The 16,855-nt window shown below is 66.4% G+C and carries 16 protein-coding genes; 6 read left to right on the top strand and 10 right to left on the bottom strand.

Annotated elements, in window-relative coordinates:
- Window positions 1–37 precede the first annotated feature (37 nt).
- The 3 genes from gloB to AC1DIO_RS01305 are packed head-to-tail and all read left to right on the top strand — an operon-like array spanning window position 38 to window position 2,031.
- Window positions 38–802 carry a hydroxyacylglutathione hydrolase gene (gene gloB / locus AC1DIO_RS01295; protein WP_441487856.1) on the top strand — a complete coding sequence of 255 codons (765 nt, stop codon included), beginning with the start codon at window positions 38–40 and terminating at the stop codon, window positions 800–802.
- A gap of 9 nt (window positions 803–811) precedes the next feature.
- Entirely contained in the window at window positions 812–1,270 is a 459-nt protein-coding gene (locus AC1DIO_RS01300; protein WP_476832230.1) for a cupin domain-containing protein, read from the top strand.
- Window positions 1,270–2,031 (top strand): GNAT family N-acetyltransferase, encoded by a 762-nt coding sequence (locus tag AC1DIO_RS01305; protein ID WP_476832216.1) that lies wholly within the window; start codon window positions 1,270–1,272, stop codon window positions 2,029–2,031. Before AC1DIO_RS01300 ends, AC1DIO_RS01305 begins: the two co-directional genes overlap by 1 nt.
- Before the next feature lie 117 nt (window positions 2,032–2,148).
- Here AC1DIO_RS01305 and AC1DIO_RS01310 read toward each other — a convergent pair whose 3' ends face one another.
- The 3 genes from AC1DIO_RS01310 to AC1DIO_RS01320 all read right to left on the bottom strand — a co-directional run bounded on the left by AC1DIO_RS01310 (window position 2,149) and on the right by AC1DIO_RS01320 (window position 6,026).
- Window positions 2,149–4,128 (bottom strand): potassium transporter Kup, encoded by a 1,980-nt coding sequence (locus AC1DIO_RS01310; protein WP_476775336.1) that lies wholly within the window; start codon window positions 4,126–4,128, stop codon window positions 2,149–2,151.
- Between the two features lie 106 nt (window positions 4,129–4,234).
- Window positions 4,235–5,509, bottom strand: a complete 1,275-nt coding sequence (gene ispG, locus AC1DIO_RS01315) for a flavodoxin-dependent (E)-4-hydroxy-3-methylbut-2-enyl-diphosphate synthase (RefSeq protein WP_476853044.1) — start codon at window positions 5,507–5,509, stop codon at window positions 4,235–4,237.
- Window positions 5,502–6,026: a transcriptional repressor gene (locus AC1DIO_RS01320; protein WP_476853045.1), complete on the bottom strand. Its 525-nt coding sequence runs from the start codon at window positions 6,024–6,026 to the stop codon at window positions 5,502–5,504. Before AC1DIO_RS01320 ends, ispG begins: the two co-directional genes overlap by 8 nt.
- Window positions 6,027–6,156: 130 nt before the next feature.
- Here AC1DIO_RS01320 and AC1DIO_RS01325 point away from each other — a divergent pair, with 130 nt between their 5' ends.
- On the top strand, window positions 6,157–6,942 hold the full coding sequence (locus AC1DIO_RS01325) for a 3-hydroxybutyrate dehydrogenase (protein ID WP_441487851.1): 786 nt from the start codon (window positions 6,157–6,159) through the stop codon (window positions 6,940–6,942).
- Entirely contained in the window at window positions 6,939–8,009 is a 1,071-nt protein-coding gene (locus AC1DIO_RS01330) for a patatin-like phospholipase family protein (RefSeq protein ID WP_441487850.1), read from the top strand. Before AC1DIO_RS01325 ends, AC1DIO_RS01330 begins: the two co-directional genes overlap by 4 nt.
- A 106-nt stretch (window positions 8,010–8,115) precedes the next feature.
- Here the strand turns inward: AC1DIO_RS01330 and AC1DIO_RS01335 are convergent, their stop codons facing one another.
- From AC1DIO_RS01335 to AC1DIO_RS01365, 7 genes are all read right to left on the bottom strand, one after another.
- Entirely contained in the window at window positions 8,116–8,721 is a 606-nt protein-coding gene (locus AC1DIO_RS01335) for a class I SAM-dependent methyltransferase (RefSeq protein ID WP_441488328.1), read from the bottom strand.
- Window positions 8,722–8,777: 56 nt separating this feature from the next.
- The gene (locus tag AC1DIO_RS01340) at window positions 8,778–9,932 is read right to left on the bottom strand and encodes a glycosyltransferase (RefSeq protein ID WP_441504294.1); all 1,155 of its coding nucleotides are present in this window, start codon (window positions 9,930–9,932) and stop codon (window positions 8,778–8,780) included.
- Between the two features lie 112 nt (window positions 9,933–10,044).
- On the bottom strand, window positions 10,045–11,259 hold the full coding sequence (locus AC1DIO_RS01345) for an MFS transporter (RefSeq protein ID WP_476832217.1): 1,215 nt from the start codon (window positions 11,257–11,259) through the stop codon (window positions 10,045–10,047).
- Window positions 11,260–11,468: 209 nt separating this feature from the next.
- Window positions 11,469–11,768 (bottom strand): hypothetical protein, encoded by a 300-nt coding sequence (locus AC1DIO_RS01350; protein WP_441504292.1) that lies wholly within the window; start codon window positions 11,766–11,768, stop codon window positions 11,469–11,471.
- A gap of 99 nt (window positions 11,769–11,867) precedes the next feature.
- Window positions 11,868–13,124, bottom strand: a complete 1,257-nt coding sequence (locus AC1DIO_RS01355; RefSeq protein WP_441504291.1) for a S8 family serine peptidase — start codon at window positions 13,122–13,124, stop codon at window positions 11,868–11,870.
- Window positions 13,125–13,690: 566 nt separating this feature from the next.
- Window positions 13,691–14,374: an anti-sigma factor family protein gene (locus AC1DIO_RS01360; protein ID WP_441487845.1), complete on the bottom strand. Its 684-nt coding sequence runs from the start codon at window positions 14,372–14,374 to the stop codon at window positions 13,691–13,693.
- A 45-nt stretch (window positions 14,375–14,419) separates the two neighbouring features.
- On the bottom strand, window positions 14,420–14,980 hold the full coding sequence (locus tag AC1DIO_RS01365; protein WP_441504290.1) for a sigma-70 family RNA polymerase sigma factor: 561 nt from the start codon (window positions 14,978–14,980) through the stop codon (window positions 14,420–14,422).
- 253 nt (window positions 14,981–15,233) lie between these two features.
- Here AC1DIO_RS01365 and AC1DIO_RS01370 point away from each other — a divergent pair, with 253 nt between their 5' ends.
- The gene (locus AC1DIO_RS01370) at window positions 15,234–16,847 is read left to right on the top strand and encodes a gamma-glutamyltransferase (protein ID WP_476853046.1); all 1,614 of its coding nucleotides are present in this window, start codon (window positions 15,234–15,236) and stop codon (window positions 16,845–16,847) included.
- Window positions 16,848–16,855 lie beyond the last annotated feature (8 nt).

Raw genomic sequence — 16,855 nt, forward strand, 5'->3', positions numbered from 1 at the left:
GGCGGTTATCCTTCGCTTCCCGCGCCAGGAGCCTTCCATGTCCCTCGACATCCATATCTTCCGCACGCTGAGCGACAATGCCGGCGCCTTGATTCGCGATCCCGCGACCCATGCCTGCGCGGCGGTCGACGTCCCCGACGCAAAGGAGGTGCTGGCCGCAGCCGAGGAGAAGGGCTGGGCCATCTCCGACATCTTCATCACCCATTCCCATTTCGACCATGTCCAGGGCGTCGCCGCGCTCAAGCAAGCCACGGGCGCGACAGTCTACGGCCCCGCGGACGCCCGGGACGCTGCCCCCGTCGACACCGTCGTCGGCGAAGGCGATCGCGTTCCACTCGGAGGCTTCGTCTTCGACGTCTGGCACACGCCCGGCCACGCCGATGGGCATCTGACCTTTGTCGGCGAGCAGACCCGGCTCGCGCTCGTAGGCGATGTCGTCTTCGTCATGGGTTGCGGACGCGTTCAGCCCGGGCAGTTGCCCGCCATGTGGACGTCGCTGTCGCGGATCATGACCCTGCCCGACGACACCCAGCTGATCACGGGGCACGACTACACCCTCGCCAACGCCCGTTTCGCGGTGTCCGTGGATCCCGCCAATGCCGTGCTGAAGACCAGGCTCGCCGAGGCCGAAGCGGCCAAGGCGGCCGGGCGGTTCTGGGCGCTGACCACGATCGGCGAGGAAAAGGCCACCAACCCCTTCTTCCGCGCCGGACAAGCCGCGCTCGCAACCTCTGCCGGCCTTGCCGGGGGTGAACCCGGCAAGGTCTTCGCCGCCCTTCGTGAAGCCAAGAACAGGTTCTGAGCGATGACGATGAACCGGCTCGACGGGTTGAGCGCGGCAGGGATCATTCGCCTGCTCGAGCTCAAGCCGCATCCGGAAGGCGGGCATTATCGCGAGACCTTTCGCGACGGGGCAGGACCGGAGGGGCGCGGCTTTTCGACGGCGATCTATTATCTGCTCGACACCGGCGAGACATCGGAATGGCACCGCATCGATGCAGCCGAGATCTGGCATCACTATGCCGGTGCGCCGTTGGTGATCAGCGTGTCCCCAAACGGCCATGACTCCTCGGCGCATCATCTCGGCCGCGATCTCCTCGCCGGACAGCGCCCGCAATTCGTGGTGCCGACCGGCTGGTGGCAAAGTGCGACGTCGCTCGGTGCCTGGACGCTGGTCGGCTGCACGGTCGCGCCCGGTTTCGACTTCTCCGGCTTCGAGATGGCGCCACCGGGCTGGCGGCCTCAACCCCGCGCGGCACGAGGCGCCTGATGATCTCTGATGTTCCGTACGATCCGGCATGCATCGCCGAATGCGAAAGGCGCATCGTCAACGCCTGGCCGGCTCCCTCGACGCTGCTGATCGGCGACTGGGTCGTGCGCTTCGCCAACGGCTATTCCGGCCGGGCGAATTCCGCCTCGCCCTTGAAGCCGGAGGCCGAACTCGACGATGCGACCCTTGAACTGATCGAGGAATTCTACAAGGCCGACGGCCTCCCGCCCTGTGTCAGGCTGACCCCGCTGATCTCGGCAGCAACGCGCGAGCGCATCCTCGCCCGCGGCTACCGGCTGAAGGATGCATCCTTTGGGCTGATCGCCGATCTCGACGGCAAGCCGCCGGAGGTCGAACCCGCGCTTCAGATCGAGGCCCGTCCGAGCCGGGACTGGATTGCGGGAGTGACGTCGCACCAGACCGGCTCGAGACGCAGCGAGACCAAGCTGGCGGCGATCGTCGAGAAGGTGCGCCTGCCTGCGGCTTTCGCCACGCTGTTCCATGGCGGCGAGCCGGTAGCCTATGGCATGTGCGTCGCCGAGCGCGGCATGGCCGAGATCGGCTCGATCGTCGTCGATCCCGGTCACCGCGGACAGGGACTTGGCCGGCGCATGGTTTCCGGGCTCATGTCCTGGGCGCAGCTGCTCGCTTGCGACCGTGCCTATCTCCAGGTCGACCAGACGAATGCGGTCGCGATCAGCCTCTATGCGAGCCTCGGCTTTCGCCGGCTCTATGCCTACGAGACGCGCATCCTGGAATGACACCGCGCCTTGGCCGCCTTCACCGGCGCCCCAGGAAAGGCCCGCGATCCAGGCCCGAACATCGGCAGGCTGCAATCAGGGACGGGGTCGGCTCGCCGCCGTCCTCATCATCCTGCGCTACACCGTCACTTGCGTCCCGACCTCGACCACGCGTCCCGTCGGGATCTGGAAGAAGCTGGTCGCGTCCGTCGCGCTCTTGGTCAGGGTGATATAGAGCTTGTCCTGCCAGATCGGCATGCCCGATTGCGGTGAGGCCTTGATCGAGCGCCGCGACAGGAAGAACGAGGTCGACATGATGTCGAACTTGAAGCCCTGCTTGCGCAGCATGGCGAGCCCTTTGGGCACGTTCGGGCTCTCCATGTAGCCATAGACCAGTTCGACACGCCAGAAATCGTCGGTGATGCGCGAGAGGCGAACGCGCTCTTCGTCGGCGACGCGTGGCGTATCGGCCGAGCGCACGGTCAGGATAACGTTGCGATCATGCAGCACCTTGTTGTGCTTCAGGTTGTGCAGCAGCGAAGCCGGGGCCGTCTGCGGGTCGCTGGTCAGGAACACCGCCATGCCCTTGACCCGGACAGGCGGGCTCTTGGAGAGCATCGCGACCAGCTCGAGCAGCGGGACATCGGTCTTGCGGGTCTTGTCGAACAGGATCCGGGTGCCGCGCACCCAGGTCGCCATCAGGACGACCAGGGCGATGGCCAGCAGCACCGGCATATAGCCGCCACTGAAGAGCTTCAGCAGGTTCGCGGTAAAGAATGCGACGTCGATCACGAGGAACGGCAGGATCAACGCCGCGGCGGCCGGGCGGCTCCAGCCCCAGCTCTTCTCGATGACGATGAAGGCGAGCAGCGAACTGACGACCATCGTGCCGAACACCGCGATGCCATAGGCGTGCGAGAGGCTCGACGACGTCTTGAAGCTCCAGACCAGCAGCAGCACCACGAGCAGCAGCAGCATGTTGATGCGCGGAATATAGATCTGCCCGGAGGTGTGCTCGGAGGTATGGCGGATTTCCAGGCGCGGCATCAGGCCGAGCTGGATCGCCTGTCGGGTCAGCGAGAAGGCCCCGGTGATCACGGCCTGACTGGCAATGATCGTTGCAACCGTCGCCATGATCACGAGCGGCAGGATGAAGCCTTCCGGCGCCAGCTTGTAGAACGGGTTGTCGATCGCGGTCGGGTCGGACAGAACCAGCGCGCCCTGGCCGAGATAGTTCAGCACGAGAGCCGGGAAGACGAGGTAGATCCAGGCGCTGCGGATCGGTCCACGGCCGAAATGGCCCATGTCGGCATAGAGCGCTTCTGCGCCCGTCACGGCCAGGCAGACCGAGCCGAGCACGGCCAGCGACACGTTCGGATGATCGACGAAGAAGCGCAGGCCATAATAGGGATTGATCGCTGCGAGCACGCCGACATCGTCCGCGATGTGGAGAATGCCGAGCCCCGCCAGGGTCGCGAACCAGATCAGCATGATCGGCCCGAAGAAGGTCGCCACCTTGGCGGTGCCATGGCTTTGCACCATGAACAGGCCGACGAGGATCACGGACGCGATCGTGACGACGTAGTCGTCGAGAGCCGGCGTCACGAGCTTGATGCCTTCGACCGCGGAGAGCACCGAGATCGCGGGTGTAATCACCGCATCGCCATAGAACAGAGCAGCGCCGGCCATGCCGAGGAAGAGCACCACTCCTCCCCGCATGCGGCCAAGCGCGCGCTGCGCCAGCGCCACCAATGTCAGGATGCCGCCTTCGCCATTATTGTCGGCTCGCATCAGCAGCACGACATATTTCAGCGTGACGACAATGACGAGCGACCACAGGATCAGCGAAAGCACGCCAATGACGATGTCGCGCGGCACCGCCGCCACTTCACTCCCGCCGCCGCTATGCACCGCCGCGGCCGTAACGATGGTCTCGCGCAGGGCGTAAAGCGGGCTCGTACCGATATCGCCATAGACGACGCCAAGCGCCCCAAGTGCGAGAGCCGTGTAGCTTGCGGTCGAATGCCCGCCTGTCGCAGAAGAGCCGTGCCCGTCTTCAAGGCCGAAACGTGTCTCGCCAACCTGTCCGGTCGGCGGAGTCGGCTGCTCATGCCCCATCAGGGTTCTCCGCGGGTGCTGCAATGCAGCGAAAGGCCGGGGCCTCTAACATAACGCCGCCACCGCGCAAAGGCGCGCGGCCGAACCGCGCACAAGGAGAGCCGGCTCATTCCGCCGCATCGGCGCGCATCCCGTAGCGTCGCTCGATATAGGCGTTGACCATGTCCTTGAATTCGGATGCGATTCCGGCGCCGCGCAATGTCGCGACCTTCTTGCCGTCGACGAAGACCGGAGCGGTCGGGACCTCGCCCGTTCCCGGCAGCGAGATGCCGATATCGGCATGCTTGGATTCGCCCGGCCCATTCACGATGCAACCCATCACCGCGACGTTCAGCATCTCGACGCCGGGATAGCGGGTCTTCCAGTCCGGCATCGAGGACGAAATCCAGTTCTGGATATCCCGCGCCAGTTCCTGGAACACCGTCGATGTCGTGCGGCCGCAGCCGGGACAGGCCGCGACCAGCGGCACGAAGGCGCGGAACCCCATGGTCTGCAGCAATTCCTGCGACGCCTTGACCTCCAGCGTCCGGTCGCCGCCGGGCTCCGGGGTCAGCGAGAAGCGGATCGTGTCGCCGATGCCTTCCTGCAGCAGGATACCGAGCGCAGCCGAGGACGCGACCAGCCCCTTCGACCCCATGCCCGCTTCGGTCAGGCCGAGATGAATGGCATAGTCGCCGCGCTCCGCAAGCGTCCGGTAGACCGCGATCAGATCCTGCACGCCCGAGACCTTGGCCGAAAGGATGATGCGGTCCTTGGCCAGCCCGATCTCTTCGGCCCGTTGAGCCGAGAGCAGGGCCGACTGCACCATGGCCTCGCGCATCACTGCCCGCGCATCGAGTGGCTGCGGGGAGGAGGCATTCTCGTCCATCAGCGCGGTCAGCAGCTCCTGATCGAGCGAGCCCCAGTTGGCGCCGATACGGACTGCCTTGCCATGCTTGATCGCGAGCTCGACGATCTGGCCGAATTGCCGGTCCTTCTTGTCCTTGAAGCCGACATTGCCGGGATTGATCCGGTATTTTGCCAGCGCCTCCGCGCAGGCCGGGTGATCCGTCAGCAGCTTGTGGCCGATATAGTGGAAATCGCCGACCAGCGGCACGTCGATGCMGAGGATATCGAGGCGCTCGCGGATATGCGGCACGGCAGCCGCAGCCTCGTCACGATCGACGGTGATGCGAACGAGCTCGGACCCCGCACGCGCAAGCGCGGCGACCTGCCCGACGGTGGCCGCGATATCGGCAGTATCGGTATTCGTCATAGACTGCACGACGATCGGCGCGCCGCCGCCAACCTCGACGGTTCCGACCTTAACCGGAACTGTGTAGCGGCGCGGCCGCGGCCCGGCGACATCGGCAAGCGCGGCCGTAAGAACCGTTTCATTCATGGGGATGTGCGCTCCGGCAATGGTCGCAGCGACCGACGATCTCGACGACCTGATGCGAGGGCACGAATTGTCGCCCATGTACGATCGCCGCCACCGCCTGCCGCATGGCCGGCGAGGAATCCTCGTCGACGCCGCCACAGGTCTCGCAGATCAGGAAGGCGACAACGTCGCTGGCGCCGTTACCGTGCAGGCAGGCGACATAGGCATTGCGCGAGCTCAGGCGGTGCACGAACCCCTGCTCGACCAGGAAATCCAGGGCGCGATAGACCGAGATCGGCGCGAGACGCCGGCCACCGGGCGGCGAAATGCGATCGGCCAGATCATAGGCGCCGACCGGGCGATGGTCGGCATGCAGGGCCTCCAGGGCCTTGCGACGGATCGGCGTCAGTCTCAGGCCGCGCTCCCGGCAGAGCTTCTCGGCGCGCGCCAGCGCTTCCGCGGCATGACGCTGGTGATCCTGGGCATGGCGACAGGCCGCATGGTCATGGCCGTCATGCGCGTGGGCGTGTGGCTGCATTTTCATCATGTTGCGTTGCAATACTACATCGGGCAACGTGCCGCGACCGCCTTTGCGGGGACGGAAAGACTGCCCGTTCAAATATGCAACGTAAGCATTTTCTCAGCCCGTGTCAGGAGCCTCGACGCTCATGTTCCTTAAAGATCGTACCGCCCTCGTCACCGGATCGACCTCCGGCATCGGTCTCGCCTATGCGCGCGCACTCGCCAGGGAAGGCGCCCATCTTGTCATCAACGGCATCATGCCGGCCCCCGATGCCGAGGCGCTGCGCAGCGGACTCGAGAAGGAGTTCGGAATCAAGGCCCAGTTCTCGCCGGCCGACATGACCAAGCCGGCCGAGATCGCCGCCATGGTTGCGGAGGCGGAGAAGACATTCGGCGCCATCGACATCCTGGTGAACAATGCCGGGATCCAGCATGTCGCGCCGGTCGACGAGTTCCCAATCGAGAAATGGGACCAGATCATCGCGATCAACCTGTCCTCGGCCTTCCACACCACCCGCGCCGCGCTGCCCGGAATGAAGCGCAAGGGCTGGGGCCGGATCATCAACACTGCGTCGGCCCATGCCTTTGTCGCCTCGCCCTTCAAGTCGGCCTATGTCTCGGCCAAGCACGGCATTGCCGGCTTCACCAAGACGGTCGCGCTTGAAGTCGCAACCAAAGGCATCACGGTCAACGCCATCGCACCCGGCTACGTCTGGACCCCGCTGGTCGAGAAGCAGATCCCCGATACGATGAAGGCGCGCGGGTTGACCAAGGAGCAGGTCATCAATGACGTGCTGCTCGAGGCCCAGCCCACCAAGGAGTTCGTGACGGTCGAGCAGGTCGCGGCGCTCGCGATCTTCCTTTGCACGGATGCGGCGAAATCTATCACCGGTGCCACCTTGCCGATGGATGGCGGCTGGACCGCAGCGTGACCGGCAGGCGCAGGACCGGCGCGCGTCTGGTCGAGGGCCTCGCCGGTCCCAAGGCCGAGAAGAGCGTTTCCCTTGCTCTCCAGGGTGGTGGCGCCCATGGCGCCTTCACCTGGGGCGTGCTCGATGCGATCCTCGAGGACGGACGCCTCGCCATCGAGGCGCTGTCTGGCACCAGCGCCGGTGCGATGAACGCAGTCGTGCTTAGCGAGGGCTGGATCGACGGCGGCATCGACGGCGCCCGCACCCAGCTCGAGAATTTCTGGCGGCGCATCAGCGTCGACGGCAAATATGGCGGCTCCGAGCGTTCGCTGATCGACACCATGCTCGGCGCCTGGGGCAAGAACGGCACCCAGCCCGGACTGCTCTGGTTCGAGCTCTTTTCCAAGGTCGCGAGCCCCTATGACGTCAACCCGCTGAACATCAACCCGCTGCGCGGCGTGATCGCCGACCTGATCGACTTCGACAAGGTTCAGGCGTGCCGGGCGGTCAAGCTCTTCATTGCCGCAACCAATGTCCGCACAGGCAAGATCAAGGTCTTCAATGGCGACGAACTGACGGCCGACCACCTGATGGCCTCGGCGTGCCTGCCGATGCTATTCCAGGCGGTCGAGATCAAGGGCGAGGCCTATTGGGACGGCGGCTATATGGGCAACCCCGCCCTGTTTCCCCTGTTCTATGAGGCTACCGGCGACGACATCCTGCTGGTGCAGATCAACCCTCTGCAGCGCAAGGAACTGCCGACCAATGCCCGCGCCATCCAGGACCGGCTGAACGAAATCACCTTCAACGCCTCGCTGCTGCGCGAGCTGCGCGCCATCGATTTCGTCAATCGCCTGGTCGATGCCGGCAAGCTGCCCAAGGACGAGTACAAGCGCGTGCTGATGCACCGCATCGATGGCGGGCCGCCTCTGGCCGAGTTGACCAGTTCCACGCGCATGAACGCGGAATGGGACTTTCTGCTGCGGCTGCGCGACATGGGCCGCGCTGCCGCGAAGCGCTGGCTGAAACGCAATTACGACGCCATCGGCGTCCAGGGAACGCTCGACCTGAAGGAGGCGATCTCCTAGGGCATCGGCCCGGAAAGTGGATTGCGGCTTTCGTGAAAGCCCATGCAACCGCAGACGTTAGATCATGGGATCGGATACGATATGCCCCATGATCGGGGCCATCGGGTCAGGCGATACTCAATCGCCAGACCGTGCTCTTCTTGATCTCGGCGTCTTCCAGCGAGCGCGTCACGGGGACTTCATAGGTCGCCAGTTCCTGCAAGCGCTGCCGCGGCAGATAGCTGCGCCCCGGATCGCCGATCAGCACTTCGGCGCCGCGGGCAACCAGCCCCGAAAGCCAGTCGACCACGCTCTCCGCCATGGCCCGTTCATAGCAGACATCGCCGGCGCAGATCAGCTCCCAGCCGTCATCGCGCCCGATCAGGTCTTCCAGAGCTGCAGTCACCGAGACACCGTTCGCCTCCGCGTTCAGCGTGATCGCCTCGGCCGCGAAAGCATCGATATCGCAAGCCTGAACATGGGCCGCCCCGGCTTTTGCCGCCGCGATCGCGACGAGACCCGAGCCGCTGGCAAAATCGAGCACGCGCTTGCCGCGCACGATCTCGGGATGATCGAGAAGGTGCCGTGCCAGCGCCTGTCCGCCTGCCCAGGCGAAGGCCCAGAACGGCGGCGGCAACCCGATGACCGCAAGCTCGTCCTCTGTCTTCTGCCAGAGTTCGGTCGCCTCCTCGGCGACATGCAGGCTGATTTCGGACGCATGAGGCACCGGCATCAGCCGCGTATGCGCGAGGATGAAGCCGCGCCGATCAAGCGTGGCGAGCGGCGCGCTCACGCCGCGACATCCGTCTGGGGCCGGGCCAAGAGGCCACGATAGAGCGCCTTCACCGCATCCATGACATCGCGTTCGGTGTGGCCATCGAGCAGACGGTTGCGCGCGCTCGCGCCCATCCGCTCGACCAGCCCCGGCGCAGCTGCGAGCACGATCAGCGCCTTGGCGAGCGCAGCCGCATCGTCCGACGGCACCACCATGCCGTCCTGCCCGTCGCGCACAAAGCTGCGGCAGCCCGGCACATCGGTCGTCAGGATAGCCCGGCCGCAGGCCGCCGCCTCGAGGATCGTTCGCGGCAGCCCTTCGCCGCCGCGCGATGGCAGGCAGCAGAGATGGTGGCTCCGCCAGACACCCTCGATATCGCGCGTCGGACCGGCCCAATGGATGCCGGGACGCGCAGCCCATTCCTTGAGAGTCGTCTCCGGGATCGCCTTCGGATTGGACGCGTCCGGCGCACCATGGATGGTGAGTTCGACGCGCGCGCCCTGCGCCCTGGCGAGCTTCACCGCCTCGACGGCGAGGTCGACGCCCTTCGACCAGAGCATGCGCGCGACCAGCGCGACCTTGAGCGGCGGCGCCGGCGGCATCGGCTCCGGCATCAGCACGAGCGGATCGACCCCCGCGCCGCCGACGATCGCGACCTTGCCCTTGTCTTGCGGATCGAACCCCAGCGTCACCGGATCATCGGGATTCTCGAACAGGAAGCGGACGCCGGGTCCGTCGATCGCCTCACGCAGCCAGGTCCGGGCGGCCAGCCGCGCCAGGGCGGCGAGCTGCCCCTGTCTGGCCCCGAGGAAGCCGAGCCCGGTCAGCGCATAGACGCGCCGGTCGATCCCGGCGAGCCTGCCGGCCAGCCCTGCCAGCGCGATCGGCTTCAGCGCGATGCAGTGCAGGATATCCGGCCGTTCGGCTGCGATCAGACGCTTCAGTGTCTGGACCTGGCGCACCAGTGCCAGCGGCGAGAGGCTGCCCCGTTCCGCTTCGAGCGCAATCAGCCGGGCGCCCGTCGCCTCGATGACGCGACGATGCTGGCGCTCCCGCGCGATCACGACGACATCCAGATCCAACTCGCGCGCAGCGCGCGCCATCGGCAGGAAATGCGAGGCGAAGAACCAGTCTTCCGTGACGACGAAGAGGAGTTTGGGGCGGCGCATGATGGCCGGACATGAGGCTGAAGCGGACGAGAAGGTCAAGCGGCCCGCTTGTCAGGGGCCGTGCCGCAGACCTGTCAGGCCACGAGCCAGACAAGGCCAAACCCTCCATGGCTCAGCTATGGCGCGATTCCTTCAGGGTCGGCAGGAACCAGGCGAGCAGGCCTATCGCCGGCAGGAACGAGCAGATTCGATAGATCGTCTCGATGCCGAGCTGGTCGGCAAATTCGCCGAGCAGGGCTGCCGCGATGCCACCGAGTCCGAAGGACAGCCCGTAAAAGAAGCCCCCGACCAGTCCGATGCGGCCCGGCATCAGTTCCATCGCATAGATCAGGATGGCGGCGAAGGCGCTCGACATGATCAGGTTGATGATGATGGTCAGGACGCCCGTCCAGAAGAGGTCGGCATAGGGCAGCACGAGCGTGAAGGGCAGCGCACCCAGGATCGAGAACCAGATGATCTTGTTGCGCCCGATCCTGTCACCGAGCATGCCGCCGAACAGGGCCCCTGCCGCCGAGGACCCCAGGAACAGGAACAGCATGACCTGGGAGGTCTGGACGGAAACGCCGAACTTCCCGATCAGGTAGAAGGTGTAGAACGAGCTGAAGCTCGCACTGTACGCGTTCTTCGAGAACAGCAGAATAATCAGGATTGCGACGGCCGGAGCAACACTCGCCAGGGGCGGTGCCGGGATGGCGACCGGGTCGGCTGCACCCGCGACCTTGCCGCGCACCTGCCGCGGACCGACGAGTGCGGACTGCCCTGCGGTCCAGACCATCAGTGCCATGGCGATCAGTGCCGCCGCCGAGAACCATGCCAGGCTGCCCTGGCCGTTCGGCACGATGATGAAGGCTGCCAGCAAGGGCCCAAGGGCGCCCCCGGTCTGACCGCCGACCTGGAAGATCCCCTGTGCCAAGCCATGCTGCCCGCCGGACGCATTGCGCGCCATCCGCGTCGCCTCGGGATGAAAGATCGATGAACCGATGCCGACGCAGGCTGCCGCCAGCAATAGCAGCGAATAGCTGCTGGCAAAGGCCAGGCCGACGAGGCCGAACAGGGAAAACCCCATGCCGACGACCATCGAATACGGCATCGGCTTCTTGTCGGTGTAGAGACCGACCAGCGGCTGCAGCAGCGAGGCCGAGACCTGAAATGTCAGGGTGATCAGCCCGATCTGTCCGAAATCGAGCGCATAGGCGGTCTTGATGATCGGATAGATAGCCGGAATCAGCGACTGAATCATGTCGTTGAGCAGGTGCGTGACGCTGAGGGCGATCAGCACGGGCATTGTTGCGCGACGGGCGATCCCGACCGGCGTAGTCACATTCATGAGCTATGACTTATGTTTCGGCTAACCAGTCAGTCGCTCACTAAAGCAAGCCGAGAGGCCGGACAATTTCATTGCCATGCTCTGCAAGCGATGCTGCGCGTCGCCCAGCGCGGACACTTCACGGCTGGACCAGTTGCGGCCGGACACTCAAACGGGTCCGGCCCTCCGGAGGTTGCGGAGAGCCGGACTGCAAGAGGCCACGCGCTGGCTCAGTAGAGGCTGCAGACCCGGCGGTGGCCGACGACGTCGCCGAAACGGTTGATGCGCTCGACCAGCTCGCAGCGGCGGACGGGAGCATCCTCCTCATAGACCGGCTCGGCATAGGCACGGCCAGTTGAGGCAGCGAGCAATCCGCCGACGGCCAGCGCTCCGACGATGCCGGCACCGACACCCCAATACGGGCCGCGGTAGCGCGGGCGGGCTTCGGCGCCACCTACGCTGGCGAGGAGCGCGGTGCCGAGCGTGAAGGCGGCGAGAGTGGCGGCCATGCTCTTCCGGAAGGTGGTCATCGTCTGTCTCCTGCAGCTCGATCGGGAGCGAACCATTCGCCCTCCATGACCATTGGTCGCGGCAAGCGCGCAGAAGGTTCAAAGCAGCGCCGTTTTTTTTCAGGGGCGAGCCGTCGACATTGGCAGGGCGCGCGACAGGGCCGCCGGTCCGTCGACCCGGCCCGCTCCGAAGACAGGGTCCTTGCCCCTGCCGCCGAGATCGACGGCGCTTTCGCTCAGGAGCCTGCGCACCTCATCGAGGCCGAGCTCCGGACGCTTCTCGAGCAGCAGTGCCACGAGTCCCGAGACATGGGCCGCTGCGATCGAGGTGCCTGACGAGAAGGCGTAGCGTCCTTGCGGCTCGGCCGCGAGCACATCGACTCCCGGTGCGGCAACCGCAATGTAATCACCCCGGTTGGCCCCGGAGAACGGCTTGTCGTCTGCATCGGTCGCAGTGACGGCAATGACATTCGGATCGGCGCCCGGATAGAGCGGCGCCGCCTTGGCTCCGCCATTGCCCGCGGCCGCGACCGCGATCATGCCCTTGGTCTTGGCCCCTGCGAGCGAGCGTGACAGCAGCCGGTCCTGCGGGCCGGCGAAGCTCAAGTTGAGAATGCGGGCGCCCTCGCCTGCCGCCCAGTCGAGCGCCGCCAGGATATGGAAGGTCGTGCCATTGGCGGGCCCCGTCGTCGCCGCTCCCGAGAAGGCGCGCGCCGCCAGAAGCCGCGCGCCCGGAGCAATCCCCTGCAATTGCGCCTGCGCCAGGATCGCCGCCGCCATCGCAGTGCCATGCGCATCGGGTTGGCCTTCGCCGCCGAGCGCATCGAAGGAACCGGCAAGAACACCCTGCAGCTCCGGATGGCTGGTATCGGCACCGGAATCGATCACGGCCACGCGGATCGCCGCACCGCGCGCGATCTTGTGCAGATCGTCGAGATGCAGCTTCTCGACCACATATTGCGGCTGCAGCTCGCGCTTGGGCACAGTCGAGACAAGTGGCGGGATCGGAGGAAGATCCGGGATGACGATCGTTTTTTCGGCATCGTCAGGCCTGCCTGCTGGCGGTACCGGTACACCATCCGCGCCCGCCGGCTGGGCGGTGCCCTTCGGTTCGTCCTGCTGCAAGGTATAAAGATAGTTCGGCTGGGCACTGGCGACGCGCGGATCGCTCACCATCTCGGCCAGCACGCCCCTGGCGCTGCGGCCGCCCTCGAGACGCGCACGAATGATGGTCATGCCGGCAAGCGCGAACCGCCGGCTGGCAATCTGCGTCGCGCGATAGCGGCGAAGCACCGCCTCGGCTTGCGCATTCGGCGCAAGCGCGAACAGGATCTCCTCATTGACCAACCGCCGTTCGGTGGCCGGCGGGACGATCACATTGGGCTGACGCGCGGCCGGCCGGGCGGCTCGGGTCGGCGGCGGTGAGACGGGAGGAGCGGCGCGCCGCGTCCGGGGCGGCGCAACCTCTCGAACCGACGGCGGCCGCCGCGGCCTGCGCAACACCGGCTCCTCCTCATAATCCTCGATGATGACCGGCCGGCGGCTCGCTTGATCCAGGATCAACCCGCCGATGATGCCGGCGCCGACACCGACAGCCGCGGGCCCCCAGCTACCTCCGCCCGGATATCGTCCAGGATAACGAGGCGGCCGCCCAGGCGCGCCACCGGGACGCTGGTCGGGATAGGGCCTGGTCGTCGGGACGCGATCGCTTCCTGTCTCCGACCTCTGGCTCAGTCCCTGGCCCTGGCCGAAGCGCTGACCGCCGGTCCTGAAATCTTGAGCGGAAGCTGGGAAAATCAGCCCGATGAGCCAGACAAGGGCGGCGCAACCGGCAAATCGCGCCCACTGTTGATGCGACCTCCCGCTGGTTTGACGGAGCACGGCACCCACTCCCCATTTCGGCCCCAAGGCCAGCATCCCAAAGCCCCCGTCGCCCCCCCCCGCTACGGGGCCGGCGCTACGAAGCTGATGATCGCAGCCTCGGCCTTCATCCGCGCCGCGATGGCGTCGACCTGCGCCGGCGTCAGCTTCGCGTCGCCGACGCGCACCTTGAAGAAGCCGTTGGCGCGCGGACCGTCGACCACCGACGCCTCGTAGCGCTTGAAGAAAGCGGCAATGTCGGCGGCCCTTGCATCCGGTACGAAGCTGAGCAGGACATAACGCTCCGAGGACGATGTTCCCGGCGCAGACGCAGTCCGGAACCCACCCCCGCCACCGCGCAGGGCAACGCCCGTCAGCGCAACGCCCTGAATCGCGATCAATGCCAGAGCCGCGGCGCTGGCATAGGCAAGCTTTCGCGGCGGCAGCGCCGCCAGCCATTGGCCGAGCCAGCTCAGGAAGCCGCCGCGGGCCCGTGCCAGAAGCGGCGCCTGCTGCGGTTCGGCTTCGATGCCGGCCATCAGACGGTCGAGCGCGCGTGGCGAAGGGGCGCCCAGGCTCTCGTTGAGCAGGATCGTCTCCGCCATATCCTCACGGATGATCTCGAGCCGTGCGGCGAGTTCAGGATCAGTCGCCAGCGCCGTCTCGACGCGCGCCTTGTCGGCAGCCGAAATGCGGTCATTGGCGTAGAAGGGCAGCAGCTCTTCGAGCTCACGTCGCCTCGGATCGGTCGCGATGCCCTCAGTCATGGCGCACCTCCCGATTGGGCGGATCGAACCGGCCTCCGAAAGCACTCATGGCCAGCCCCGATCGATCCCGGCCGCCTTGAGCAGCTCGCCCAGCTTCTTGCGGGCATGGAAGAGCCGCGTCTTGACGGTGTTCTCGGGGATGCCGACAATCCGCGCCACCTCCTCCACGGAGGTCTCGTGATAATAGACGAGATCGATGACCTCGCGGTGTTCGAGGCTGAGTTTCCCGAGGCAGGCCCTGATCGCGAGACCCTTGTCCTGCTTCTGCAGCACGATTTCAGGATCGTCCGCCTCGTCCTCGATGGATTCGGCGAATTCGTCGTCCAGGCCAGCCTCGCGCCGCTTGCGCAGCAGCGAGTACGCCTTGTTGCGGGTGATGGCGAGGAGCCAGGTCGTGACGCTGGCGCGCGCCTCGAACCGGTCCGCCTGCCGCCAGAGGTCCATGAAGACGTCACTGATCACATCCTCCGCAACCGTCTCGTCGCGCACGAGCCGCAGCGCGAAACGATAGACATGCACCTGGTGCCGCGAGAACAGCACCTTCATCGCGAGCCGGTCGCCCGAGGCGATCCGCTTGACGAGGTCTTCGTCGGACTCGGTATGCATCGCGCGGGGCCCTGCATGCCGGCTCGCAGGTTTGTCGCTGCGAATGCGGCGGAGGTTCAATCCGTTCCAAGATTAATGGCTCGCACGCATTGCGCCAGCCATTTGCTGCGACATCCTCAACCTGGGGTCGCGAACCCTGCCGCCGCAGCAGAGCCGCCCCCGAGCCGATCGCAGGGCGGGCCTGCTTTGCCAGCCTTCCGCCGCGCCGCGGAATCGTGGAAGCATGCGCCCTCGAACAAGGGGAGTTGGATATATGGCCGTTGCCAAGAGCGCGCGTGAGACTGTCTACCGGACGCAGAACTGGAACCTGACCAAGCCCTCGGCGCGCGGAAAGAACGGCATTGTCGTCTCGCAGAACCGCGAGGCAGCCGCAGCCGGCGCAGCGATCCTGGACGCCGGCGGCAATGCCGCAGACGTCGCCGTCGCTGCCTGCTTCGCGCTCGCCGCGGTCGAACCCTGGAACAGCGGTCTCGGCGGCATCGGCTTCGCGGTCGTGCTGAAGGCCGGTGAGCAGCGGGCGCAGGTCATCGATTTCGGCCCCGTCGCGCCCCGTCGCGCCGATCCGGCGGACTACCCGCTGACCGGCGCGATGAAGAAGGACCTCTTCACCTGGCCGGAGGTGGTGGACGACCGCAATATCCACGGACCGCTCTCCTTCTGCATCCCTTCGTCGGTTGCGGGCTATGCGGCGCTGAAACAGCATTTCGGCAGCGGACTGCCGGTCTCCGACCTCCTCGCTCCTGCGATCGCGCTCGCCAGGCGCGGGCTGGCGCAGGACTGGTACACGACGCTGAAGATCGCCTCCTCGGCCTCGGTCTTGCGGCTCTATGAAGAAAGCGCCCGCATCTATCTGCCTGGCGGCCTGCCGCCGGTGCCGCCCTATCAAGGTGTCCCGGGCTTCATGAGGCTCGGCAATCTTGCAGCGACCCTGGAGCGCCTGGCCGAGGCCGGCCTGCGCGACTTCTACGAAGGCGAAACCGCAAGGCGCCTCGCAGCCGATATCGCGGCAGTGGGCGGCGTCGTCGATGCGACCGACCTCGCAGGCTGCGAAGCGACCGTCCGGCAGGCTCCCGTGATCGACTGGCGCGGAACGCATCTGCTGCACACGGCCGGCGGGCTGACGGCCGCCCCGACGCTCGCCGCAGTCGTCGAAGGCATGGCGGCAGTCGCTCCGCCGACGGGAGGCCCGGACGCCGCCTGGTTCGCAAAGCTCTCGACGGTGATGCGCGAGGCCTATGCCGAGCGCCTCTCCGGACTCGGCGCCGCACAAGCTGCACCGGAACCGGCCGACACCTGCACCACGCATCTGACCGTGGTCGATAGCGAGGGCAATCTTGTCGCCATTACCACCACGCTGCTCTCGTCGATGGGCAGCCGCGTCGTGCTGCCCGAGACCGGCGTGCTGATGAACAACGGCATGATGTGGTTCGATCCGCGCMCCGGCAGCGCCAATGCGATCACCCCTGGCGCGCGACCGCTCTGCAACATGTGCCCGGTCGTGGTGACTCCGAAGGACGGCAACTGGCCGCGGTTTGCCATGGGCGCCTCGGGCGGCCGGCGCATCCTCGCCAGCGTCTACCAGAGCCTGGCCTGGACGCTCGATTTCGGCATGGACGTCGGCGAGGCCGCCCATGCGCCGCGCATCGACGTCTCCGGGCCGGATTCGACCAGCGCCGATTGCCGCCTGCCCGACGATGTTCTCGATGCGCTGGAAGCGGCCGGACCGGTCTCGATCGTCGAGCACGGGGTGCTGCCGATCAACTTCGCCTGCCCGAACCTGATCCGCGCCGACACCGACGGCGCGGAGGGTTGCAGCGATCTCGTATCGCCCTGGTCGGCCGCGGTCGCGGCAGCCCCTGCGGCCTGACGCGACTC

The sequence above is a fragment of the Allobosea sp. 05T439 genome (assembly GCF_056396005.1).

Coding starts and splice junctions, on each gene's coding strand:
- AC1DIO_RS01365 (WP_441504290.1), bottom strand. CDS start 14,980: ATGCATACCGAGTCCGACGAAGACCTCGTCAAGCGGATCGCCTCGGGC.
- AC1DIO_RS01325 (WP_441487851.1), top strand. CDS start 6,157: ATGTTCCTTAAAGATCGTACCGCCCTCGTCACCGGATCGACCTCCGGC.
- AC1DIO_RS01305 (WP_476832216.1), top strand. CDS start 1,270: ATGATCTCTGATGTTCCGTACGATCCGGCATGCATCGCCGAATGCGAA.
- AC1DIO_RS01300 (WP_476832230.1), top strand. CDS start 812: ATGAACCGGCTCGACGGGTTGAGCGCGGCAGGGATCATTCGCCTGCTC.
- AC1DIO_RS01320 (WP_476853045.1), bottom strand. CDS start 6,026: ATGCAGCCACACGCCCACGCGCATGACGGCCATGACCATGCGGCCTGT.
- AC1DIO_RS01310 (WP_476775336.1), bottom strand. CDS start 4,128: ATGGGGCATGAGCAGCCGACTCCGCCGACCGGACAGGTTGGCGAGACA.
- AC1DIO_RS01345 (WP_476832217.1), bottom strand. CDS start 11,259: ATGAATGTGACTACGCCGGTCGGGATCGCCCGTCGCGCAACAATGCCC.
- AC1DIO_RS01335 (WP_441488328.1), bottom strand. CDS start 8,721: ATGCCGGTGCCTCATGCGTCCGAAATCAGCCTGCATGTCGCCGAGGAG.
- gloB (WP_441487856.1), top strand. CDS start 38: ATGTCCCTCGACATCCATATCTTCCGCACGCTGAGCGACAATGCCGGC.
- AC1DIO_RS01340 (WP_441504294.1), bottom strand. CDS start 9,932: ATGCGCCGCCCCAAACTCCTCTTCGTCGTCACGGAAGACTGGTTCTTC.
- AC1DIO_RS01350 (WP_441504292.1), bottom strand. CDS start 11,768: ATGACCACCTTCCGGAAGAGCATGGCCGCCACTCTCGCCGCCTTCACG.
- AC1DIO_RS01360 (WP_441487845.1), bottom strand. CDS start 14,374: ATGACTGAGGGCATCGCGACCGATCCGAGGCGACGTGAGCTCGAAGAG.